The sequence below is a fragment of the Halolamina sediminis genome (assembly GCF_001282785.1).
GTDB classification, from domain to species: domain Archaea; phylum Halobacteriota; class Halobacteria; order Halobacteriales; family Haloferacaceae; genus Halolamina; species Halolamina sediminis.
Genome location: NZ_CVUA01000001.1, coordinates 760,576 through 780,585 on the forward strand (window position 1 = coordinate 760,576; position 20,010 = coordinate 780,585).

General features: G+C 69.8%; 21 protein-coding genes. 12 read left to right on the forward strand and 9 right to left on the reverse strand.

Going from position 1 to position 20,010, the window contains the following annotated elements; translation table 11 throughout:
* The first annotated feature begins 126 nt into the window (after positions 1-126).
* Positions 127-1,164, forward strand: coding sequence for a S1C family serine protease (locus tag BN1959_RS03860; RefSeq protein WP_053947395.1), 1,038 nt, complete (start codon positions 127-129; stop codon positions 1,162-1,164).
* A gap of 59 nt (positions 1,165-1,223) precedes the next feature.
* On the opposite strand, the gene BN1959_RS03865 is transcribed toward BN1959_RS03860, so the two are convergent.
* Complete coding sequence (locus BN1959_RS03865) at positions 1,224-1,706, reverse strand: acyl-CoA thioesterase (protein ID WP_053947396.1); 483 nt, start codon at positions 1,704-1,706, stop codon at positions 1,224-1,226.
* Positions 1,707-1,760: 54 nt separating this feature from the next.
* Positions 1,761-2,213: a bifunctional nuclease family protein gene (locus BN1959_RS03870; RefSeq protein WP_053947397.1), complete on the reverse strand. Its 453-nt coding sequence runs from the start codon at positions 2,211-2,213 to the stop codon at positions 1,761-1,763.
* 80 nt (positions 2,214-2,293) lie between these two features.
* Here BN1959_RS03870 and BN1959_RS03875 point away from each other — a divergent pair, with 80 nt between their 5' ends.
* Entirely contained in the window at positions 2,294-2,746 is a 453-nt protein-coding gene (locus BN1959_RS03875) for a DUF555 domain-containing protein (protein WP_053947398.1), read from the forward strand.
* A gap of 237 nt (positions 2,747-2,983) precedes the next feature.
* Here BN1959_RS03875 and BN1959_RS03880 read toward each other — a convergent pair whose 3' ends face one another.
* Positions 2,984-3,214: a UPF0058 family protein gene (locus tag BN1959_RS03880; protein ID WP_053947399.1), complete on the reverse strand. Its 231-nt coding sequence runs from the start codon at positions 3,212-3,214 to the stop codon at positions 2,984-2,986.
* Positions 3,215-3,465: 251 nt separating this feature from the next.
* Between BN1959_RS03880 and cdd the strand changes: the two genes are divergently transcribed.
* Together cdd and BN1959_RS03890 are read left to right on the forward strand one after the other, a co-directional pair.
* A complete protein-coding gene (gene cdd / locus BN1959_RS03885; RefSeq protein WP_053947400.1) occupies positions 3,466-3,894 on the forward strand; it encodes a cytidine deaminase in 429 nt (142 codons plus the stop codon).
* A gap of 48 nt (positions 3,895-3,942) precedes the next feature.
* Positions 3,943-4,524, forward strand: a complete 582-nt coding sequence (locus BN1959_RS03890) for a GNAT family N-acetyltransferase (protein WP_053947401.1) — start codon at positions 3,943-3,945, stop codon at positions 4,522-4,524.
* A gap of 15 nt (positions 4,525-4,539) precedes the next feature.
* Here BN1959_RS03890 and BN1959_RS03895 read toward each other — a convergent pair whose 3' ends face one another.
* Positions 4,540-6,081, reverse strand: a complete 1,542-nt coding sequence (locus BN1959_RS03895; protein WP_053947402.1) for a cryptochrome/photolyase family protein — start codon at positions 6,079-6,081, stop codon at positions 4,540-4,542.
* Positions 6,082-6,180: 99 nt separating this feature from the next.
* Between BN1959_RS03895 and BN1959_RS03900 the strand changes: the two genes are divergently transcribed.
* From BN1959_RS03900 to BN1959_RS03910, 3 genes are all read left to right on the forward strand, one after another.
* On the forward strand, positions 6,181-7,365 hold the full coding sequence (locus tag BN1959_RS03900) for a DUF7827 domain-containing protein (RefSeq protein ID WP_053947403.1): 1,185 nt from the start codon (positions 6,181-6,183) through the stop codon (positions 7,363-7,365).
* Positions 7,366-7,600: 235 nt separating this feature from the next.
* Positions 7,601-8,584, forward strand: coding sequence for a PGF-CTERM sorting domain-containing protein (locus tag BN1959_RS03905; protein WP_154018215.1), 984 nt, complete (start codon positions 7,601-7,603; stop codon positions 8,582-8,584).
* A gap of 53 nt (positions 8,585-8,637) precedes the next feature.
* Positions 8,638-10,005: an MFS transporter gene (locus tag BN1959_RS03910; protein ID WP_053947405.1), complete on the forward strand. Its 1,368-nt coding sequence runs from the start codon at positions 8,638-8,640 to the stop codon at positions 10,003-10,005.
* Between the two features lies 1 nt (position 10,006).
* Here the strand turns inward: BN1959_RS03910 and BN1959_RS03915 are convergent, their stop codons facing one another.
* Complete coding sequence (locus tag BN1959_RS03915) at positions 10,007-11,275, reverse strand: HAD hydrolase family protein (RefSeq protein ID WP_053947406.1); 1,269 nt, start codon at positions 11,273-11,275, stop codon at positions 10,007-10,009.
* A 61-nt stretch (positions 11,276-11,336) separates the two neighbouring features.
* Here BN1959_RS03915 and BN1959_RS03920 point away from each other — a divergent pair, with 61 nt between their 5' ends.
* Together BN1959_RS03920 and gfcR are read left to right on the forward strand one after the other, a co-directional pair.
* The gene (locus tag BN1959_RS03920; RefSeq protein WP_053947407.1) at positions 11,337-12,377 is read left to right on the forward strand and encodes an alcohol dehydrogenase catalytic domain-containing protein; all 1,041 of its coding nucleotides are present in this window, start codon (positions 11,337-11,339) and stop codon (positions 12,375-12,377) included.
* Positions 12,374-12,994, forward strand: a complete 621-nt coding sequence (gfcR, locus tag BN1959_RS03925) for a transcriptional regulator GfcR (protein ID WP_053947408.1) — start codon at positions 12,374-12,376, stop codon at positions 12,992-12,994. The genes BN1959_RS03920 and gfcR overlap by 4 nt, the downstream gene beginning before the upstream one ends.
* 2 nt (positions 12,995-12,996) lie before the next feature.
* Here gfcR and kdgK1 read toward each other — a convergent pair whose 3' ends face one another.
* The 3 genes from kdgK1 to BN1959_RS03940 are packed head-to-tail and all read right to left on the reverse strand — an operon-like array spanning position 12,997 to position 16,152.
* Positions 12,997-13,977: a bifunctional 2-dehydro-3-deoxygluconokinase/2-dehydro-3-deoxygalactonokinase gene (kdgK1, locus tag BN1959_RS03930; protein ID WP_053947409.1), complete on the reverse strand. Its 981-nt coding sequence runs from the start codon at positions 13,975-13,977 to the stop codon at positions 12,997-12,999.
* Entirely contained in the window at positions 13,974-15,209 is a 1,236-nt protein-coding gene (locus tag BN1959_RS03935) for a mandelate racemase/muconate lactonizing enzyme family protein (RefSeq protein ID WP_053947410.1), read from the reverse strand. The genes kdgK1 and BN1959_RS03935 overlap by 4 nt, the downstream gene beginning before the upstream one ends.
* 31 nt (positions 15,210-15,240) lie before the next feature.
* Positions 15,241-16,152: a dihydrodipicolinate synthase family protein gene (locus BN1959_RS03940; protein WP_053947411.1), complete on the reverse strand. Its 912-nt coding sequence runs from the start codon at positions 16,150-16,152 to the stop codon at positions 15,241-15,243.
* A gap of 106 nt (positions 16,153-16,258) precedes the next feature.
* On the opposite strand from BN1959_RS03940, the gene trmB reads away from it, so the two are divergent.
* A complete protein-coding gene (gene trmB, locus BN1959_RS03945) occupies positions 16,259-17,293 on the forward strand; it encodes an HTH-type sugar sensing transcriptional regulator TrmB (RefSeq protein ID WP_053947412.1) in 1,035 nt (344 codons plus the stop codon).
* Here trmB and BN1959_RS03950 read toward each other — a convergent pair.
* A complete protein-coding gene (locus tag BN1959_RS03950) occupies positions 17,290-18,249 on the reverse strand; it encodes an ROK family protein (protein WP_053947413.1) in 960 nt (319 codons plus the stop codon). The genes trmB and BN1959_RS03950 overlap by 4 nt on opposite strands.
* Before the next feature lie 230 nt (positions 18,250-18,479).
* Between BN1959_RS03950 and BN1959_RS03955 the strand changes: the two genes are divergently transcribed.
* Together BN1959_RS03955 and BN1959_RS03960 are read left to right on the forward strand one after the other, a co-directional pair.
* Positions 18,480-19,562: a Gfo/Idh/MocA family protein gene (locus BN1959_RS03955; protein ID WP_053949310.1), complete on the forward strand. Its 1,083-nt coding sequence runs from the start codon at positions 18,480-18,482 to the stop codon at positions 19,560-19,562.
* The gene (locus BN1959_RS03960) at positions 19,559-20,005 is read left to right on the forward strand and encodes a universal stress protein (protein ID WP_053947414.1); all 447 of its coding nucleotides are present in this window, start codon (positions 19,559-19,561) and stop codon (positions 20,003-20,005) included. The genes BN1959_RS03955 and BN1959_RS03960 overlap by 4 nt, the downstream gene beginning before the upstream one ends.
* The last annotated feature ends 5 nt before the right edge of the window (positions 20,006-20,010 follow it).

Consider the following 20,010-nt stretch of genomic DNA (forward strand, 5'->3'; position numbering starts at 1 on the left):
CGTGCCGAACTTAAACGTTATGTAGTGATAGTTACTTGGGGATAGTTACCAATTCACAAGAACCCACTGGAACCGGCGAAAAATCCCGACCCAAACCCGTTTATTCGTTGCTTTCCCAAAACGGCTATGGACTACTCCCGCCGCCAGTTTCTCACTGTCGCAGGTGCCGGGATCGCTGCGCTCGCGGGCTGCTCCGCTCCGGGCGGCGACTCGGGGATAGACGGTGAACAGCCGTTCGTCGATCTCTACGAGGCGGTCTCGCCGTCGGTCGTCCGCCTGCGCGTGTACGACTCCCGCGGCGCGCTCGGTGAGGGGTCGGGCTGGCTCTTCGACGACGGCGTGTTGGTCACCAACGCGCACGTCGTTACGGGCGCGGACACGGTACGCGCACAGTTCGCGAACGGCGACTGGACCGAGGCCGAGATACTGGGGAGCGACCCGTACAGCGATCTCGCCGCGCTCTCAGTCGACCCGCCCGTCGACGCCGACCCACTGTCGCTCCTCGACGAACAGCCCCCGGTCGGCACCCGCGTCGCCGCCGTCGGCGCGCCGTTGGGGCTTGCGGGGTCGCTCACCTCCGGGGTCGTCTCGGGCGTGAACCGGACGATCTCCTCGATCCAGAACTTCACCATCTCCGGCGCGATCCAGACCGACGCGGCGGTCAACCCCGGCAACAGCGGCGGCCCACTGCTCACGCTCGAGGGCGACGTGGCGGGCGTAGTCACACAGGCCGGCGCCGAGAACGTCGGCTTCGCGATCAGTGCTTCGCTGACTGAACGGGTGATCCCCGAGCTGGCCGAGACGGGCAGCTACGAGCATTCTTACCTCGGTGTACGCATTCGCCCCGTCACACCGCTGCTCGCGGCGGCCAACGATCTCGACGAGGCCCGCGGCGTCTACGTCTCGGCGGTCCCCACGGGGAGCCCCGCCGACGGCGTCCTGCAGGGCGGCAGCGAGATGGTGATCGTCGAAGAGTCGCCCCAACCGACCGGCGGCGACGTGATCGTCGCGTTCGACGGGACCCGAATCGAGACGACGGGCCAGCTCGGCACCTATCTCGCACTGGAGACGAGCCCGGGCGACACGATCGCGGTGACGGTGATCCGCGACGGCGAGCGCCGGACCGTGGACGTGACGCTGGGGACGCGGCCGGACCCGCGATAAAGCCCGCGTGGGAGCGACGCCGGACGACGAGCGAGAACGGCGCGGGGCCGCGGCCCGAGTTACTCCTCCATCCGTTCGACGAGATCCTCGAACTGCTGTTTCCGTTCCTCGACAGCCTCCTCGCGGAGCACCTCCTCGTCCTCTGTCGGGCACGCAAGCGACGGCACTTCCGCCGGGGTCCCCTCCTCGTCGAGCGCGACGAAGGTGAAGAAGGAAGCCGTCGTCTTTCGTTCCTCGCCTTCCCGGGGATCCTCCGCGCGCACGTCGACTTTCACGTCGACACTGGTGCGGCCGGTGTTGAACACGTACGCTTGGACCACCGCCACCTCGCCGAGGTCGATCGGCGAGATGAAGTCGACGTGATCCATCGACGCCGTGACGACCTGTCGGTTCGCGAAGCGCATCCCCGCGATGGCGCCACAGATGTCCATCCAGTGGAGGACGGCGCCCCCGAGCGCCCGGCCGAGGTTGTTCGTGTCGTTCGGGAGGAGGAGCTCGGTCATCTCGGTGTACGACTCCGCGAGCGTCGCCGTCTGGGTCATGGGCACCGCTCCGGCCGCGGCGCACTCAAAGCCGCCGATCCCGTCGATGGCGGGCTACTCGTCGCCGTCGGGGCGGTCGACACCGAGCTCCTCGCGGCTGCGGCCCGCCGCGTCGAGCACGTCGTCGTCGATCTCGATCGGGCAGTCCACCCGCACCGCGATCGCGACAGCGTCGCTGGGTCGGGCGTCGAAGGTGCGCGACTCGGGCTCGCCATCCTCGTAGCGCTGGGCGTCGATCTTCGCGTAGAACGTCCCCTCTCGGAGCTCGTCGATCCGCACGCGGTCGAACGCCCCGCCGAACTCCGTCACCATCTCGACGAGCAGGTCGTGCGTCAGCGGCCGATCGAACGGGTCGCCCGCGAGCCCGCGCTGGATCGCGTCGGCCTGATCGTCGGTGACGAAGACGGGGAGATACTCCCCGCTGGCGCGCAGCAGCGCGGCCGGGACCTCCTCCCCCGACGGCGTATTCCCCGTCGCGATGCCGGTGAGTTCGGCGACGTGGTTCATGATGGCAGGATCGGCTCGAACCCGCAAATAGCTGTCGCGGGACCGAACGTTCATGCTGCCGGCCCGCGAACGTCCGGCCGATGGACTGCCGAGTCGTGCTGGAGGCGGCGGTACCGGTCTACGACGTGGTGACGCCCGATGCAGCCGTCGGCGCGGCCATCTCGAAGGTCGGGAAGCAGCTCAACCCCGACCTTTCCTACGTGGATATCGAGCCCCGCAACCGTCGCTCGCCCCGGGGTGCCGAGCTTCCGCCGGCGACCGTCGCCGCCGGCGAGGGGCTGGTCGCGCTCGAACTCGGGATGACGGTGTACGACGTCGAGAGCGAGGATCACGCCGTCCGGATCGCGCGCTCGGAGATCGGCAGCCGGCTGGAAGGAATCCCGCTCGAACGCCTCTCCTGTGAGCCGGCCGAGGAGGACGAGAGCGAGACTGGGGAGATCGACGCCACCGAAGACGTCGAGCCGGCGGACGACGGCGACGAGGAGGCACTGCTCCCGGAGTTCGAAGAGATGGTCGAACAGCATCGGGAGTGAAACCGATCACGGCGTGTGACCTGCCGCGCGCTCCGTCGCGCCGCCGCGGAGCCCATGCCGTGATCGTGTAGTAACCCAGTCGCGGCGCGCGACCGGCGACCGACGCCATGTCGGTCGTCGGAACCGATCCCGTGATCGTGTAACACCGAGTTTCGGCGCGTGCCTGCCGCGCGCTCTGTTCGCTGCGAACGGCACCGCCGCTCCCGAGCGTGAGTCGCAGGAGGTGATGTCGGCGCGTCAGTCGGCCGTCGCGGGGATCGCTTCCGTCTCGTCCGGTGAGCCAGTCAGTCCGTCGACGAGTTCGAAGACGGCGCGCTTGTGGTCGGTTTTCGAGCGGTGGATCGACGTCGGCTGGACCCCGAACTCCTCGTAGCCGCTCAGGTCGACGTCCGGTTCCCCGGTCTCTTCGTACTCGGCTCGTACCTCCGAGAGAAGACCGTGGAGGTGAATGAGCTCCTGTTTCTTCATATCCACCGTTCTCTACCGTCCGGAGGGTTATAGGGTTACTTTGAGTATTGTTAACAAACAAGGCCCACACAGCGGCTGGTTCGCCCGAAATCGGCGAAATCAGTGAAACCGCCAACATGTCGGGCGTGCCGCGGCGGCGTTCCGCCGTGCACCCGGATCGACGTCGTCGCCCTCGTGCGGATCGTTAGCGTGATCACGACCCGCCCGTCGGGTTTCAGACGTTTCAAGTCGGTCCACGCGGAGGTCCGGGTATGGAGACCACCGATCCGGCGTCGCTGATCGAGCGGGCCCGCGACGCCCTCGACGCCGCCTACGTCCCCTACTCCGAGTATCGCGTCGGCGCTGCGGTCCTCACCGACGCCGGGGAGATCTTTACCGGCTGTAACATCGAGAACGCCAACTACAGCAATGCCCTCCACGCCGAGGAGGTCGCGGTCGGCAGCGCGGTCCGGGCGGGCCACCGCTCGATCGCGGCGGTCGCGGTCACCTCCGCGGAGCGCGACGGCGTCACGCCGTGTGGGATGTGCCGACAGACCCTCGCGGAGTTCGGCGACGAGGACGTGCCGGTGTACTGCGACACGGGCGACGGGGAGTACAACGAGTACTCGCTGGGCGAGCTCATCCCCGACACGATCACCCCGGGGATGCTGGGGATCGACCCCGAAGCCGACGACGACTGACCCCGAACCCGCGGAAGCCATTTGCCCCCCGGGGCCATACGGCCGTACATGTACGTCCGCGACGCACGGAACCGGGACGAGGCGTGGTTGCTCGACCGGATCGAGGAGATGGGGCTCGACAGCACCGCCTTCCGCTCGCGGGACTACGTGATCGCGGTCGACGAACGGACGAACGACCGGGCCGGCTTCGGCCGCTACCGCATCCACAAGACCGACCAGGGGGAGGTCTGTGAGCTCACCGGGATCGGCGTCGTGGACGGCTGGCGCGGGCAGGGTGTCGGCGCCCACGTCGTCGAGCGGCTGATCGACCTCGCGGCCGACAACGAGTTCGAGACGGTGTACTCGATCACCGATAGCGACGACTACCTCCAACAGTTCGGCTTCGAGACCGCCGACGCCGACGCGCGCCCGCCGGTGATCCGCGACCGACTCGAACAGAAACGCGAGGAGGTCGACGAGGACGTGGCCGTCGTGGCGATCGACACCGGTGCCTTCGAGATGCCCGCCGAGCTCCGCGAGCGGTTCAAGAACGCCGAGAAAGGCGGCAACGAGACCGAGGAGCCCGAGGAGAGCGCCGAGGACTTCGGCATCGACGCGGAGGAAGCGACGTACAAGTACGACACCGGATAGTCCGTTCCGCCGGCTCTACTCGTCCTCGTCGGGATCCTCCCCGCGAGCCCGTTTGTACATCGCGAGCGCCTCCTCGCGACGCTCGCTATGGTCGACGATCGGGTCCGGGTAGTCGACGCCCAGCTCCTCACGTTCCGCGTCGCTCTTCTCGACCCAGCCGTGGATCTCTTCGGCGTCGAGCCCCCGGAGCTCAGGGACGTACTCCCTGATGTACTCGGCGTCGGGGTCGTATCGCTCGCCCTGCGTGGCGGGGTTGAAGATCCGGAAGTACGGCTGGGCGTCGGTGCCGGTCGAGGCCGCCCACTGCCAGCCGCCGTTGTCGTTCGCGGTGTCGTGGTCGACGAGCCGGTCGCGGAAGTGGGCGTAGCCCGCCCGCCAGTCCCACAGCAGATCCTTCGTGAGGAAGGAGGCGACGATCATCCGCACGCGGTTGTGCATCCACGCCTCCTCGCGGAGCTGACGCATCCCGGCGTCGACGATCGGATAGCCCGTCTCGCCGGCCTTCCACGCGGCGAGCTCGTCGTCGTCGTTGCGCCAGTCGATCGGCTTCTCGTAGGACTTGTAGTTCGCCGTCACGATCTCGGGGTTGAAGTAGAGCACCTGCGCGTAGAACTCCCGCCACGCTAACTGCGACTGGAACGTCCGGACGCTCTCCTGCGCCGGCCCGAGTTCGTCGTTGTCGTCGCCGTCCGCCTCACCCCCTGACTCGTCCCGCTGTTGGTCGCGTCGTTCGGCCTCCTCCATCGCCGCTTCGGTCGCGTCGTACACCTCCCGAAGGCCGATGGTCCCGAACCGGAGGTGTGGCGAGAGCCGCGAACTCCCCTCCCGCGCAGGGTACTCCCGTTCTTCCTCGTACTCGAAGATCCCCGCCGAACAGAACGCTTCGAGCCGGTCGCGGGCAGCCGTCGTTCCTCCGGCCTGCACGTCGGCGTCCGGCTCCTCGAACCCCAACTCCTCGATCGACGGAAGCTCTGCCTGCAGCGCGTCGTCGAGGTCGAACTCACCTGTGAACGAGTCCACCAGCGCGTTCGGGGCGAGCGCGTCGGCGTCCGCGAGGTCACCAGCGTCGGGCGCCTCGAACGGGTCGGGCTTCTCGCGGTCGCGCCACTTCTTCCAGAAGTAGGTGTACACCGAGTACGGCTCGCCGGCGTTGGTCCGGATCGTTCCCGGCTCGTGGAGCACCGCGTCGTGGTGCGTTTCCGTGTCGACGCCCGCCCCGTCGAGCGCCGCCTCGACTCGGTCGTCGCGGTCCTGTGCCAGCCCGGAGTAGTCCGCGTTCCAGTGGACTGTCCCGGTGTCGACGGCCGCCGCGAGCGCGGGCAGCACCTCGGCGGGGTCACCCCGGGCCACCACGAGATCGCTCCGCCGTTCTCGGTACGCCTCACGGAGTTCCGCGAGCGAGTCGAGCATGAACCGCACTCGGGCGTCGCTCCCGTGTTCGAGCACGGCTGAATCGAAGACGAACACCGGAACCACTCCGTCGGCATCGTCGGCCGCCGCCGCAAGCCCGCGGTTATCGCTCGCCCGCAGATCCCGTCGGTGCCAGAAGATCGCCATACCGGCACGTCGGCCGGCGGTTCCCTGAAACTACTGGCACCGGCCCCCACAAACGTTTATCAGCCATCGCGCGCCAGTTCTACCCCACGAGAACCGACAATGTCCCCGCGACGTCCCTCCAGCCCGCGCCTCCGCGTCGGAAGCATCGCCGTCGTGCTCGTGCTGGCGGTTGCTGCGCCGCCGACGGTGGCCGCTGTCGGCGGCCCCAGCACCGCCGAGCAGCTTGACGAAACGGCTGCCCCAGCCGTGGGGAACCTCAGCGCGACACTCCCACCGCCCGACGCGGAACCGGACGAGATCCGTGCTGCCGCAGCGGCCGGCCGACTGGCACCGACCGACGCCGTCCACCCGAACGGCACCGTGCTGTTCCGGCTGAACGGCAGCACGGCCACGGAGCCGTCGAACGACTCCACGCTCGGCGACGTGCTGCAGTTCGGTATGCGCCAGACCGAGGCGTCGACGACGCCCGAGCGACTGCCGCTCCGGCTGAACACGTCGAGATCCGGCGACGCCGTCCGGACGTTCGTCGTCGACGATGACCGCTACGTCGTCGTCGATCTCCCGAACGCGACGTGGGAGTACGACGGCGAACCCGGAACTCACGCGCTCGACCCACGGCCCCGGGTCGCGCAGGGATACGTCGCGACCCTGACGATCGCCGCGAACGAGACGAGGATCTCCCGAAACACGACCGTCCAACTGACCGAACCACAGATCGACGGCGACGCCGAAGTCGACGCCGGCGAGGTCGCGATCCTGACCGTCGGCATGCCGGGCACGCGGGTCGCGACGCTCGTCGTCGGCACCGAGGACGCTGGCTCCCGTGCCGGGCTCATAGTCGTCGACGAGGACGCCGACGGCAGGGTCGACGTTCGGCTCGACACCGACGCCGAGAGTCTCGAAGCGGCGTTCAGCGCCGTCGGCGCGGACGTGGTTCGACGCCACCCGGCCGCCGGGTTCACGACGTGGAACGGGACGCTCCCGCCGGGCGAGTATCGGCTCGGGGCCGACGTCGGGGAGCCCGAAACGGTCGCCGCGGAGCGGTACGACTGGGGGCCGGTGCTGACGGTCGGCGAGCCAGCCTCCGGTTCGGCGACGCCGACAGCCACCGCTTCGCCGACGACCACGCAGTCATCGACACCGACGCAGTCGCCGACATCGACTGAGACAACCACGGCGACTGCCGTAACGACGACGGAGTCGCCCGGGTTCGGTGTCGTGACCGCGGTGCCCGCGCTGGCGGTCGTCGTGTTCGTCGCGAGAGGGAACCGGCTGGAGCTCTGACCCCCTCGACCGGCGAATTTTGCCGATAGCGCGGCGTCAACGGGGCCCAAACACCGTTCGGAAGGGAAGCGTTTAGTTCGCCCCGGAAAACCGACAGATAGCGGTCGGATCCTCCGCCAGCCCCCGCCCAGTATCGCCCTCCGCCGGAGCGACTGTGCTTCCAGCACCGGCCAACGCCGCCGAACCCCGGAGCGATCAGGGGATGGGGTCGCGGGCCGTCGATCCGACACGATCCATGAACGCACGACACACCGCACTCTCACTCGCAGTCGTACTGCTCGTCGCCGCCGCCGCACCCGCGGCCGCGACCGCACCTATCGGCGAGGATGCCGTCGGCGACCTCACCGTGACGACGGCGCCGGCGACCGCCTCGGCCTCTGCTGCCGCGGAGGCTGCCACGGCGGCCGACTCGACCGATAGCCTCGTCGCCGCGAGCGACGTGGCCGTGTTCCGACTCAACGCCTCCGGCGTGCCCGCCGAAGCCGACGACGACGGGACGCTGCTCGGCGACGAACTGACGCTCTCGCTCCGACAGACCGCGAGCAGCGTCGACACGAACGCCACCGCGAAGACGATGGATGCGACCGCCGACAGCGACGGGGTCGCCGTCCGCGCCACCGAGAGTGCCGTCTACGTCGCGGTCGACCTCGCGACGGCGGCGTTCCAGCAGGGCAACGGCACCCCGACCGCGGCGGTCGGGGACAGTTTCACCGCCACGGCGACGGTGACCGACGCGGTCACCGAGGGCGAGAACTACACTCGAACGGCGACGTTCGGCGTCGTCGAGCCGTCGGTCAACTTCGTCGGCGGCGTCGACGAAGCGACCGCCGGCGACACCGCCGAGTTCACCGCCGCGACGCTGCTTTCTCCCGGCACCTCGCTGACGGTCGCACTCTCGCCCAGCGAGACCGGTGAGACACAGACCACACAGGTGACTGTCGGCGCAGACGGCCGCGCGACCGGCGAACTCTCCTTCGACGGGTTCGACGCGGGCGAGGAGTACACGGTTCGCGTCACCGCCGAGGAGACCGACCTGAACGCGACCGTGACGGGCACGACGGGGGCCGCTTCGACCGACACGCCCGCCCCGACCGAGAGCCCCACGGTGACTGACACCACAGCGTCGAGCGAGACCAGTACGTCCGGACCCGGCTTCGGCGTCGTCGCCGCGCTGCTCGCGCTGCTCGGTGCCGGCGCCGTCGTCGGCCGTCGCGCGTAACCCCCGGAGTATCGAAGCGAAACCCCTTTTCGATCCTCCCCCGCAGTCGGCGTGTGAACCAGGAACGCCTGCAGTTCTGGTCGCTCTACCTCTCTCGGTTCGCGACGGGCTTTGGCTACTCGACGCTCGCGCTGCTGATCCCGTTCTACATCGAGGTGCTGAACGCCTCGGACTTCATGGGCGGGCTGTTCATCACGGGGTTTACGCTGGCACAGACGATCGTGGTGATCCCGCTGGCGTGGGCGGGCGACCGTTTCGACAAGAAGAAAGTGCTGCTCGGGGTGTTGAGCGTGAGCGTGCTCGCCTACGTCGCGTTCGCGAACGTCCAGCCGATCGGCGACGCCGTCGCCGGCGTCGCGGGCTCGTTCCTCGGCGTGGAGCTCTCGACGAGCTTCGCCGACAGCACCGCGTTCATCGGCGTCCGCGCGCTGCAGGGCGTCGCCGTCACCGGTTCGGGGCTGATGACGCTCTCGCTCGTCGGCGAGCTCGCCGACCACGGCGAGCGGGCCAACAGCATCGGGAAGGCCAACTCGGTCCGCTTCCTCGCGTCGATCCTCGGGATGATCATCGCGGGCGGACTGTACCAGGTCATCGGCTTCACGCCGATCTACACGGTCATCGTCGCCTCCTTCGCGCTCGCGATCGCGGGCGTCTGGCTCTACCTCCCGGCCGACGAGAGCCGCTCGTACGGCAACCCGTTCGCGGGGCTGGCGCTCAACAAGCGCATCATCACGCTCACCTCGTTCCGCGCGCAGTACGCCGTCGCCGTCACCGTCGTCCGGTCGTGGGTGAGCATCTTCGCCGGCGTCTCGGCGGCCCGGGGCGGGCTGGCGTACGCCGGGCTGGCGGTCGCGTTCGTCCTCGTCGCCGAGAAGCTCACGAACATGCTCTGTCAGCCGTTCACCGGCCGCCTCTCCGACGACTACGGGCGCTCGCTGTTCGTGTTCGCCGGCGGCGGCGCGTACGGGCTGGTCGCGCTCGCGGTCCCGTTCACGCCGGCGATCGGGGCGGCGATCGGGCTCCCCGAGACGTACGAGCTGATCGTCCCGTCGCTGCTCAGCGACCTGGTCGGCGTCGGCGCGGGGTACTCGCTGCTCGGGAAGCTCGGTCCGGCCTTTATCCCCCTCCTCGTGATCAACGGCCTGCTCGGCGTCGTCGACGCGTTCCGGGAGCCCGCGAGCATGGCGCTGTTCGCCGACGAGGGCGCCGACGAGGGCGGGATCGCCGCCAGCTTCGGCATCCGCGAGCTCGTCTGGCGCCCGGGAAGCGTGCTCGGCCCCGTGCTCGCCGGCTGGCTCTGGAGCCAGTACGGCATCGCGACGGTGTTCTTCGTCGGCGGCGCGTTCGCGGTGACGGGCGCGCTCACGTTCGCGGTCGTACTCACGTGGTTCCACGGCCGCGGCGCGCTGACGGAGTGGTAGCTCAGCGGCCGTCGCCGCGCTCGAACGCGGCCAGTCGGTTCAGCGCGATCGCCGTCCGAAGCGGCGTTCCGGCGTCGCCGCGGTCGAACAGCAGCCCGTCGGTGTCGCGGACGTGGTCCAGCACCACCTCGGAGGCGTGCTCCGGCGCGCCCGCGACCCCGGCGTCGGTCCGTTCGACCCACTCCATCACCCGCAGGTCCGACTTCGAGTCGCCGAGCACCAGCGCGAACGGGTCGTCGATGCCGAGCACGTCGAAGGCGGCCTCGACGCCGGCGACCTTGTCGAGTTCGAGCGACGTGATCTCCGCGGCGTCGGCCTCGTAGTACCCAACGTCCACGCGTTCGAACAGCTCCCTGACCGGCTCCGGGACGGTGATCTCGGGGACTGACGCACCAACGCGGTCGAGCACGGCGGCGATCTCGGCGTCGGCGGCGGCGTAGTAGGCGCGGGCCCATCTCTCCGCGTCCCCGTCGATTCCGGTCTCCGCGGCGACTGCCCGGCCCAGCGAGTCGATCTGGTGGCGCAACGCCTCGTCGATCACCGCCCGCGCGTCGTCGCTGCCGGTCTCGTGGTTGGGCTTGAGGGTGACGTTGAACTCGTTGCCCTGGAGGTGACAGCCGCGGGCGACCGCCTGCGGGGCGTCGCCGAGCGCGCTTGACCGCACCTGCTCGAACACGCGCCGGACCGACGGCGCCAGCTCCTCGTACAGCAGCTGCTTGGTGTCCGAGCCGTGCCCGGGCGTGAACACGCCGTTGCCGGCCTCGTACACGACCGAGAGATCGCCCGAGTGGACGAGCTCGCTGCCGAGCCCCTGCACGAGAAACCCCTTCACGTTCTCCAGCGTCTGCCCGGTGCAGATCACGATCGGCACCCCGTCGTCGTGCAGTTCCGTCAGCAGATGGAGCGTCTCGCGGGGGATCTCGTTGTCCGTGCTCCCCGCCGAGCGCAGCGTCTCGTCCACGTCGAGCACGAGCACGTTGATCGCCCGCCCCTCGCGTTCCCAGAGGTCGGCGGCCGTCCTCGCGGTCTCCCGGGTCGCGCGGCTGGCGATGTCGGCGTACGCGGCCCCGAACGCGTCGACGATCCGGCCGTTCCGACTCTCGAAGTCCGCACGTGCGGTCTCCCACCGCTCCAGCGCGGCCGTCGAGTCCACCGGCGGGAACAGCTCCACGAAGTCGCGCAGGGAACGGATCGACGCGGTGTCGAACTCGTCGTACAGCCGGTCGAGCCGTTCGCGGTGGTCGACGCCCGAGCGGTCGGGGTTTCGCATGGCTCAAATCTTTACTCACTATAGGATAAACGTTTTGTGCGGCTGTGTGATACGGTGTTGCATGGACGCAGTTGTGCTGCACGAAGACGGCTTGCCGCGGCTGGTCGACCGGCCGCGGCCGGATCCGGGACCCGGCGAGGCGCTGATCCGGGTCGATCGGGTCGGCATCGACGGCACCGATCGCGAGGTACTCGACGGCGTACACGGCGGCGTCGAGGCGTCGATGGTGCTCGGCCACGAGGCTGTCGGCACCGTGGCGGAGCCGAACGGGACGGGGTTCGAGGTCGGCGACACGGTCGTCCCGACTGTCCGGCGGCCGCCCGGGGGGTACAACGAGTACTTCCGCCGGGGCGAGCCCGACATGGCGCCGATGGACGAGACCGTCGAGTGCGGCATCGACGGCGCCGACGGGTTCATGGCCGAGTACGTCGCCGTCCCGAGCGAGTACCTCGTCCCGCTGCCCGAGCGGCTGGCGCCGTACGGGTTCCTCGTCGAACCGCTGTCGATCTCCGCGAAGGCGCTGGAGCTGGCAGCGGCGTCCCGCGAGCCGTTCACGTGGGACCGCGACCGCGCGCTGGTGCTCGGGACGGGGTCGCTGGGGCTGCTGACGGTTCCCGTGCTCGCCGAACGGTTCGAGGGGGTGTACTGTCTCGGCCGCCGTGACCGCGACGACCCCGCGGTCGAGCTCGCGATCGAGGCCGGCGCGACGTACGTCGACTCCCGCGAGACGCCGGTCGAGTCGGTGCCCGAGGCGTACGCGCCGATGGATCTGGTGTTCGAGGCGACCGGCTACGCGCCACACGCGGTCCAGTCGGTGTCGGCGCTGGCGCCAAACGGCGTCGCGGCGCTGCTCGGGGTGCCGGAGCCCCACACTGCCGAGGTGGATCTCGCCGACTTCCACCGCGAACTGGTGCTCGGCAACCGTGCGACGGTCGGCTCGGTCAACGCCGGCTACACCGACTTCGAGCGGGCGATCGAGTGGCTCGACGCGATGCCGGCGTCGGTCCGCTCGGCGTTCGTCGAGCACGTCTACCCAATCGAGGAGTTCGAGGCGGCGCTGGACAGCGACGTTATCAAGGCGGCAGTCGAACTCGACCCATGAAGAACGTCGACGACCTAATCGAGGAGGCACGCTCGCTCGCCGACCGCGGCTTCTCGAAGGGGGAGATCGCCGACGAGCTCAACGTCTCCCGGGAAACCGCCTCGTGGCTGGTCGAGCGTGCCGGCGCCACGCCCGCTCAGGGCGGCGGCCCGGGCGACATCCACGTCGACTGGTCGGCGGTCGGCCGGGACTCCTCGCGGCTGGGCAACGTCGCAGCCGCGCTGGCGGACCTCCTCTCGAAGAAAGGTGAGGACGTGGACCTGACCGTCGGCGTCGAGAAAGCCGGCGGTCCGCTCGCGACGACCGTTGCGACGGAGCTCGACACGGATCTCGCGACGTACACGCCCCGAAAACACCAGTGGGAGGAGGGCAGCATCGAGAACCTTGAGGGCGGCTTCTCCCGGAACTTCGCGGAGGTCCGCGAGCGGGAGTGTTACATCGTCGACGACACCATCACCTCCGGCACCACGATGCAGGAGACGATCGACGCCGTCCGTGCCCGCGGGGGCGAGCCCGTCGCCTGCGGCGTGCTCGCGGACAAGCGCGGCGTCGACGAAGTCGACGGCGTGCCGGTGTACTCGCTACTACAGGTGATCCGGGTCGGCGACGGCGCCTGAGTTCAGCGGTCGATCTCGTCGGCACCGCCGTCGACCACCGCCGCCACTTCTTCCGGCGTCACGACTGCCGCGTCGCCCGCGACGGTCCGCTTCAGCGCCGCGGTCGCGGTCGCGGCGTCGAGCGCGCTCGGAACCGAACTGCCGGTCAACAGGCTCGCGAGCAGCCCGCCGACGAACGCGTCGCCGGTCCCGACCGGGTCGAGAGTGTCGGTTTCCAGCGCGTCGGCTTCGTGGATCTCGCCGCTGTGGGCGGCGACTGCGCCCGCCTCGCCGCGGGTCACGACTACCGCCTCGCAGTCGTGTTCGACGCCGAGGCTGTGTGCGATCTGCCCGGCCTCGCCGTCGCGGTCCAGCACGGCCTCGGCGTCGCGTTCCGCGACGACCAGCACGTCGACGTGTTCGAACAGCGGACGGAGTTTGTCGGCTGCTTCGGCGGGCGTCCAGAGCTTCGATCGGTAGTTGAGATCGAACGCGCGCGTGATGCCGGCGTCGCCCGCCGCTTTCAGAAGCGCCGCGGTCGTCTCTCGCAGCGTCTCCGAGAGCGCGGGCGTGATCCCGCTGGTGTAGAACGCGTCCGCGGCGCGAACGCGGTCGACCGCTAACTCGTCTGGCGTCGCCGTCCGGATCGCGGCGTCCTCACGGTCGTAGACGACGGTGGTCCCGCGGGGCTTCCCGCCCGGCTCGAGGTAGTACGTCCCGACACGCCCCTCACCGGTCGCGACGAGGGGCTCGACGCCGTGTTCGCGAACTCCACGCTCCACGCGGCGGGCCAGCGGCGAGTCGGGCAGCTTCGACAGCCACGCCGCCTCACAGCCGAGTTGGGCCGCGGCCACGGCGACGTTGCTCTCGGCGCCGCCGACGTGGACCGCGAGCTCGTCGGCCGTCTCGAGGCGGTCGCCGGCCGGGGGGCTGTACCGCAGCATGCTCTCGCCGAAGGTGGCGAGCGTCGGTTTCGGGCCGTCGCCGCCGGCGGATAGGCTCATACCGGGTCGAACAGTTCCTCGCCGTCGACTAAGTGTTTGGCCACGGCGTCGCGGTCGAGGGTGACGCCGAGCCCCGGCTTTTCGGGCACCTCGATCGAGCCGTCGACGATCACGTCCTCCTCGACCAGATCCTCCCACCAGCCGAGCTCGTAGGAGTGGTACTCGACCGCCAGCGAGTTCGGCACCGCGGCGCCGACGTGGGCCGCCGCGACCGTCGCGATCGGCGAGGCGACGTTGTGCATCGCGACGGGGACGTAGTACTGGTTTGCCACGTCGGCGATCTTCCGCGTCTCACGCATCCCGCCGACCTTGGGCAGGTCGGGGGCGACGATGTCGACGGCCCCGTCCTCGATCAGCCGGCGGAGCTCGGTCACGCGGTAGCGGTTCTCCCCGACCGTGATCGGCGTCGTCGTCGACTTCGTGACTTCCTCCTGCACGTCGAGGTTCTCCGGCGGGACGGGATCTTCGAGCCACCACACGTCGTACGGCTCCAGCTTCTCGGCGAGCCGTTTGGCGCTGCCGCCGGAGAACGTCCAGTGGCAGTCGAAGGCCACGTCCGCGCGGTCCTTCACGCGCTCGGTGACGGCCTCGACGATCTCGACCTTGTGGCGGATCTCGCCCGGCCGGAGGTGGCGGTTCGCGCGGTCCTTTTCGAGCCCGCTCGGCACGTCGAGGTCGAACTTCAGCGCGTCGTAGCCGAGCTCCTCGACGACGCGTTCGGCCTCGTCCGCGCAGGCTTCGGGGTCTGCCTCCGCCTCGGTGTGGCAGTCGCAGTACACCCGGACCTCGTCGCGGTACTTCCCGCCCAGCAGCTGGTACGCCGGGATGTCGAGGATCTTCCCCGCGAGGTCGTGCAGCGCCACCTCGATCCCCGAGATGGCGGTGACGGTCACGCCCTCGACGGAGCCCTCGCCGGACATCTTCTGGATCAGGTGCTCGTAGAGGCGGTCGATGTCCAGCGGGTTCTCGCCGAGCAGGAACGGTTTCATCCGTTCGATCAGTTCCGGCACGCCGGCGCCCCAGTACGCCTCCCCCGTGCCGGCGACGCCGGCGTCGGTGTAGATCCGGACGAGCGTCCACGGGAAGTTCCCGTCGACCATCGTCGTCTGTACGTCGGTGATCTCGACGTCCCGACCCCCGCCGCGCTCGCCCGTGACGCCCATCGTCTCGGCGGAGAGCTCCCGCATCGTGTACTCCGCGTTCGGATCGTGGAGCTCCGAGTAGTCGACCATGGCGAACAGTTACTACACGCGTAGTAAAAGATTACTCTAACAGCCCGAGTTCGTCGAGATCAGCCCGGAGCGCCGCGCTGTCCGCCTCGTCCATCCGTCGCAGCGGCGAGCGCAGCGGCCCGGCGTCGAACCCGCGGTGTGTAAGTGCCTCCTTCACGCCGGCCATGTACGGGCCGCGCTTGATCGCCGTGCGAACCGCGTACACCCGTTCCTGCAGATCCGCGGCGCGCTCACGCTCGCCGGCGTCGTACGCCTCGTACAGGTCGACCACCAGTTCGGGGAAGGCGTTCGCGACCGCCGACACCATCCCGGTGCAGCCGAGGTCGAGCCCGGGCTTCAGCAGGGAGTCCGAGCCCGCGAGGAAGGTGAGATCGTCGTGGGCGGCGACGGCCTGCCCCAGCCACGGCACGTCCTTCGAGGAGTCCTTCAGCCCGGCGAGGTTGTCGATGGCCGCGAGTTCCTCGAGCGTCTCGCGGCTCAAGTCGTTCCCCGTCTTCGAGGGGATGTGGTAGACGTACACCGGGCAGTCGACCGCATCGCAGACCGTTCGGTAGTGCTCGACTGCGGCGTCGCCGTCGAGGGGGTAGTAGTACGGCGTGACGACCACGACGCCGTCGGCGCCTACCCGCTCCGCAGCCTGCGCGCGCTCGACGGTCCGGCGGGTCGCCGGTTCGCCGACGCCGGCGATCACCGGCACTTCGTCGCCCACCTCGTCGACGACCGCGCGGACGACCGCGTCGCGCTCCGCGGGCCCGAGCAGCGCGAACTCGCCGTTCGTCCCGAGCGGGAACACGCCGTGGACGCCGCGATCGACGACGAAGCGGGCGTGGGCGGCGGTCGTCTCGGCGTCCAGTTCGCCGTCGGCGTCGAACGCGGTTACGGTCGGCGGGACGACGCCGTGCAGCGAGAGCGGGTCGGCCGCGCCGGGGGTGGGTGCGGACATGGCCGACGGGAGGGCGGGCGCTCCCTTGGAACTACCGACACGGGTACTCGGAACCGAGTGAACGGGACGCCGGTGTTTATGGTCGGGGGGACAGTTCCCACTGAGTATGCACGACGACGACCTGCGCACGGCGCTGGAGCGGGTCGGGGAGACGTTCGACTTCGGCGAGTACGAGATCGAGGCGTATCTGGCCGTGCTCGAACACGGCCGGCTCACCGCGACCGAGATCGCCGACCGGACGGACATCCCCCAGCCCCGCGTGTACGACACGGTCCGAAGCCTCGCAGATCACGGGTTCGTGGAGCTCCAGGAGTCCCGACCGATGCAGGTGCTCGCGATCGAGCCCGAGGAGGCGTTCGGCGGCGTGCGGTCCTCGCTCGACGAACTCGTCAGTGGCCTCGAACAGCGCTACACCGCGCCGGCCCGAGACGCCGAGGCGGTCACGCTGATCAAGTCGCCCGCGACGATCGAGCGCTACCTGCGGGAGGTGATCGAGTCCGCGGAGTTCGAACTGCTGCTCTCTCTCACACCGGACCTATTGGCCGAGTTCGAGGACGAACTCCGGGCCAAACGCGAGGCCGGCGTCACGATCGAACTGCTCGTCTCCCCCGCCGCGGCGGTGCCCGACCCCGAGGCGTACGACTACACCGAGGTCGCGACGACGGCCCGGTCGCGCCGCGGCGTCACCACGCCCGTCGCGGCGGTCGGCGACGGGGAGTTCTCGCTGTACGCGACCCGCGAGGCGGTCAGCCGCGGGAAGGAGCGCTACGGCGTGGTGTTCAACCGCTCGGAGCTGGGGTTTCTCGTCTCGGGGTTCGTCTCGACGGTGCTGTGGGCCTCCGGCGAGACGCTAGCGACGACGCCCGACCGGAGCCTCCCCCGCCGGTACGCGTCGCTGCGGCGCTGTGTGGAGGAGGTCGAGGCGCTCGACGGGCCGCTCCGGGCGACCGTCGAGGGGCGGGACGTGCTGGGCGGCGAGCCCCGCGACGTGGCGGGCGAGGTCGTCGACACGACGCGCAACGACGAGGAGTCGATCGCGTCACTCACGCTCGACACCGGGGACGGCGAGGTCCGGGTCGGCGGCCGGGTCGCGGCGCTGGAGGACGTCGAGGCCCACGAGATCACGATCGAGCGCGCCTAAGGCCGGAGCTGCGAGCGGTCGGTCGCGGTGATCGCGGCCGCGAGCGCGCCGCGGACGACCGCCTCGTCGCCCAGCGACGTGAGCCGGAGTTCGGGGACGTTCGTCATCACCAGCTCCGGGAGCCGTTCGCGGACCGGATCGACGACCCGTTCGGGGTTGTTCCGCGCGACGGCGCCGCCGACGTACACCACCAGCGGGGCGTAGGCGTGGACCAGATCGGCGATCCCGGCGGCGTTGAACGCCTGCATGCGCTCGATCACTCGCTCGGCGAGCGGGTCCTCGTCCGCGGCGTCGAACACGTCCTTCGCGTCGATCTCGTCCAGGGAGAGCTCGGTCGGAACGCCTTCGGTCTCGTGGACGTACCGCGCGTGCCGGGGGATGTTCGTCCCCGAGCAGTACGCCTCCCAGTGGCCCTCGGCGCCGCAGCCGCAGGTGATCCCGCCGACTTCGAGTGTGTCGTGGCCCACCTCCGCGGCGTTGCCGTCCCAGCCCGAGAGCACGCGGCCGTCGACGGCGACGCCGGCGCCGATCCCCGAGGAGATCGTGAGGTAGGCCATGTCGTCGGGACTCCGGTCGGCGTAGAAGCGCTCGCCGATCACGCCGGCGTTGGCGTCGTTGACCACGGTCACGTCCGCGTCGAGGAGTTCGCCGAGTGGGTCGGCGAGAGGGACGCGATCGACGTTCGGCCCGAGGTTGGCCGAGCGACCGAGCTCGCCGGCGGCCTTATCGAGCGGCCCGATCGAGCCGACGCCACAGCGAACGATCGCCGTCGGCGCGACGCCGGCGTCGTCGAGCGCTGCCCGAGTCGCGGCGACCATCGCGTCGGCGACCGCGTCGCCGTCCGGCCCACGGGGGGTCCGCCGGCGTGCCCGGCTGACGACGGTGCCGTCCTCGTCGCCGACGACGGCCTTGATGTTGCTCGCACCGAGATCGACCGCCGCGAACCACGCGGTCATCCGTCCACCGCTTGCGGCGTGCCCGTCCGGACTCGGTGCCAGCGCATGTTGTGAACTATTGATTCGAAGGTAAGTAAATTTCTTACGCGTCGGTCGTGACCGTGTGGTGTGACAGTCATAACCACTGACGGGATGGCTTCGGGACGGCTTCCGGCCGCAGGTGGGCGGTCGGGGGGCACGGAACGCGGGACGGGCGAGGTGGGACCGTGAGCGAACCGCTCTCGGTCGGGATGCTTGGCTACGGCTTCATGGGGAAGGCCCACGCAAACGCGCTCGCGCGGCTGCCGATGTTCGTTCCGGACGCGCCGGCGGTCGAGCGCGAGGTGCTGATCGGTCGCGACGAGGCCGCACTCGCCGAGGCGGTCGACCGGCTCGGCTTCACCCGAACGGCGACAGACTGGCGCGAGGAGGTCGCCGACGTGGACGTGTTCTACAACCTCGGGCCGAACCACGTCCATCCCGAGCCAACGATCGCGGCGCTGGAGGCCGGGACGCCGGTGCTGTGTGAGAAACCCATGGCGCCGACGCTCGCCGCCGCCGAACGCATGGCGGCGGCCGCGAGCGAGGCGGACGCCACCGCGGCGGTCGGCTTCAACTACCGGTACGTGCCGGCGATCCAGTACGCCAAGCGACTCATCGACGCGGGCGAACTTGGGGAGATCCGGCAGTTCCGCGGGCGGTACCTGCAGGACTGGCTTGTCGATCCCGAGGCGCCGGCGAGCTGGCGGACCGACGCCGACCGCGCGGGCAGCGGCGCGCTGGGCGATCTCGGCGCGCACACGATCGACCTCGCGCGCTTCCTCGTCGGCGAGATCGAGCGCGTGAGCGGCCAGACCACCACGTTCGTCGACGAGCGCCCCGCGGCCGACGGCGAGGGGACCGACCCCGTGACCGTCGACGACGCCTACAGCGCACAGGTCCGCTTCACAAACGGCGCCGCCGGGACGCTCGAAGCCTCCCGAGTCGCCGTCGGGCGGAAGAACGACCACACAATCGAGATCGAGGGGACCGAGGGCGCGATCCGGTTCTCGCTCGAACGCCTGAACGAGCTCGAACTGTACCGCCCCGGGAACCGCGGGTTCGAGACCGTGCTCGTGACCGAGGAAGACGACCCGTACCTCGAGCACTGGTGGCCGCCCGGCCACGTGCTCGGCTGGGAACACACGTTCGTCCACGAGAACCACACGTTCCTCTCGGCGATCGAGGGGGAGAGCACGTACGCGCCCGACTTCGCCGACGGGCTGGCGGTCCAGCGAGCCTTCGACGCCGTCCAGCGAAGCGCCGCGGCCGGCGAGGAGGTGACGGTCGGATGAGTCTCGACACGATAGTCGTCGCGGTCAGTGACGAGGCCGAGCGGACGGAGTCAGTCGCACAGACGGCGATCGACGTGGCGGGGCCCGCGGGCGCGACCGTCCGGCTCGTCCACGTCTTCTCCGAGGGTGGGTACGAAACGGTGAAAGATCAACTCGAGTTCGGGCCCGACGACGAGGTGACGTCGGACACCGTCGCCACGCGGCACGCGACGATCCGCGAGGTCGGCGCGATGCTCTCTGCGGCGGGTATCGAGTACGAGTCACACGGCGCCGTCGGCGACACGAGCGACGAAGTGCTCGAACTCGCGGAGCGAGTCGACGCCGACATGCTGATCGTCGGCGGGCGCGGCCGCTCGGCGGCGGGGAAGGCGGTGTTCGGTTCGACGGCCCAGAAGATCCTCTCGAACGCGCCCTGTCCGGTGACGTACGTCAGGGCGCCGTAGGGCCA